The 2,132-nt window shown below is 37.2% G+C and carries 3 protein-coding genes; all 3 read left to right on the top strand.

All coding sequences use genetic code 11. The annotated features are described in order from the left end of the window. Nucleotides 1-142: 142 nt before the first annotated feature. A complete protein-coding gene (gene noc, locus AC3AX0_RS12200) occupies nt 143-937 on the top strand; it encodes a nucleoid occlusion protein (RefSeq protein WP_487550554.1) in 795 nt (264 codons plus the stop codon). A 9-nt stretch (nt 938-946) separates the two neighbouring features. After that, the gene (locus tag AC3AX0_RS12195) at nt 947-1,717 is read left to right on the top strand and encodes a ParA family protein (protein WP_487550553.1); all 771 of its coding nucleotides are present in this window, start codon (nt 947-949) and stop codon (nt 1,715-1,717) included. 9 nt (nt 1,718-1,726) lie between these two features. Beyond that, a partial coding sequence (locus AC3AX0_RS12190; protein WP_487550552.1) for a ParB/RepB/Spo0J family partition protein occupies nt 1,727-2,132 on the top strand: 406 nt, incomplete at its 3' end.

Below are 2,132 nucleotides of genomic sequence, written 5' to 3'. Positions count from 1 at the left end.
TCAAGGAAACGATAAAATATCAGCTTCCGGGAACAGACATATCAAGAAGCATAATAATAATAGAAAAATTCAGGGATACTCCGGACAAATACCCAAGAAAAGCCGGAAAACCTACAAAGAAACCATTATAGGAGGATAAAATATGCAGGAATTCAAATCAGTAGAAATGATAAATTTGAACATGATAGTTCCTAACAAACACCAGCCTAGAAAGGTATTTCAGGAAGATGCACTAATTGAACTTACATATTCAATACAGTCATATGGAATAATCCAGCCAATATCTCTTAAGAAGAACAACGACGAGGAATATGAAATTATTGCAGGGGAGAGAAGGTTCCGTGCAGCTCAGATTGCAGGAATGGAGGAAATTCCTTCCCTTGTCATTGATGTTGATGAGAGTACTTCTGCAGCTATTGCCCTAATAGAAAACCTTCAGAGGGAAGATCTTAATTTCCTAGAAGAAGCTGAATCATACAGAAATTTAATGGATATTTTCAAAATAACACAGGTAGAGCTTGCAGATAAGATTGGAAAAACACAGTCTACAGTTGCAAACAAGCTAAGGGTTCTTAAGCTACCAGAAGTAGTAAAAGCAAACCTAGTGGACCACAGTCTTAGTGAAAGACACGGAAGGGCGCTCCTTAAACTTAAGGATGAAGATTTACAGCAAAACGTGGTAAATAAAATTATTAAAAATAATTTAACTGTAAAAGAGACTGAAAAACTAATTGATGATATAATAAAGAAATGTAGCGACAAAAAGGTCAAGAACAAGAGACTTATAAAGAATTTCATCAACTATAGGATATATGTCAATACTATAAAGTATGCATTCAATGAAATAAAGAAATCAGGTGTACCTGCTGAATTCGAACAGACCGATTTTGACGAATATATAGAATTAAAGGTAAAAATTCCTAAAAATAAGATTTAGAGGTGAAACATGGGAAAGGTTATATCAGTTTTCAATCAAAAGGGAGGTGTAGGCAAGACTACTACAAATGTAAATCTGTCTGCAATCCTTGCAATGAAAGGCAAGCGGGTATTATCTGTGGATATTGATCCTCAGGGAAATTCAACAAGCGGCTTTGGAATAGACAAAAACGAAGTTGAATTTACAATATACGATTGTCTTTTTACTGACTCGGTCGACTCAGGGGAAATAAATGCCATCGTCGAAACAGATGTTGAAAACCTTCACCTCATTCCATCTAATATAGACCTTGCCGGTGCGGAAATAGAGCTGACCAAGACTGAACACAGGGAGAACACTCTTAAGAACTTTCTTGGAAAGATAAAGAAGAACTATGATTTCATTTTCATCGACTGTCCTCCATCCCTTGGTCTTTTAACCATCAATGCTCTAACGGCCTCCGACAGCGTAATAATTCCCATACAGTGCGAGTATTACGCCCTTGAGGGTGTAAGTCAGCTTGTGAACACTGTCAAACTTGTAAAGAGAAATCTTAATCCACATCTTGACATAGAGGGAATAGTCCTCAATATGTATGATGGAAGGACAAACCTTTCAATTCAAGTTGTAGAGGAAGTAAAGAAGTATTTTAAAAACAAGGTTTATAAATCCATAATACCGAGAAATGTACGACTGGCAGAGGCTCCGAGTTTTGGACAATCAATAGTTGAATATGACGCCAAGTCAAAAGGTGCGGTAGCTTATTTGAATCTGGCGGAAGAATTTCTAGGCAGAATATAAGGGGGACATATGGCAAGCAAGAGAAAAGCCCTTGGAAAGGGATTGTCGGCTCTAATCAGTGAGGAGTTTGACAAGATAGACGAAAATTCCATATTAAACATAGGTATAGACCTTATTAAGTCCAATCCTCTTCAGCCAAGAAAGAATTTTGACGAGGAAAAGATCGATGAGCTTTCAAAGTCAATTGAAAGACATGGAATAATCCAACCTGTAATAGTTAAGAAATCAGGAAAGCACTATGAGCTTATTGCTGGAGAAAGAAGATGGAGGGCAGCCAGACAGGCAGGATTGAAAGATATTCCTTCAATAGTAAGGGATATTGACAATAGAAGCCAGGAAGAGATAGCCCTCATTGAAAATATCCAAAGAGAAGATCTTAACTCCATAGATGAAGCAGTTGCCTACAAGGTAGTCA

The sequence above is a fragment of the Dethiosulfatibacter sp. genome (assembly GCF_983023055.1).
Note: the sequence above shows the minus strand (reverse complement) of the source record. Positions and strands in the feature narration are given on the sequence as shown.

Excerpts from the sequence above, each read along its gene's own strand:
- noc (WP_487550554.1), top strand. The coding sequence starts at position 143 with ATGCAGGAATTCAAATCAGTAGAAATGATAAATTTGAACATGATAGTT.
- AC3AX0_RS12195 (WP_487550553.1), top strand. The coding sequence starts at position 947 with ATGGGAAAGGTTATATCAGTTTTCAATCAAAAGGGAGGTGTAGGCAAG.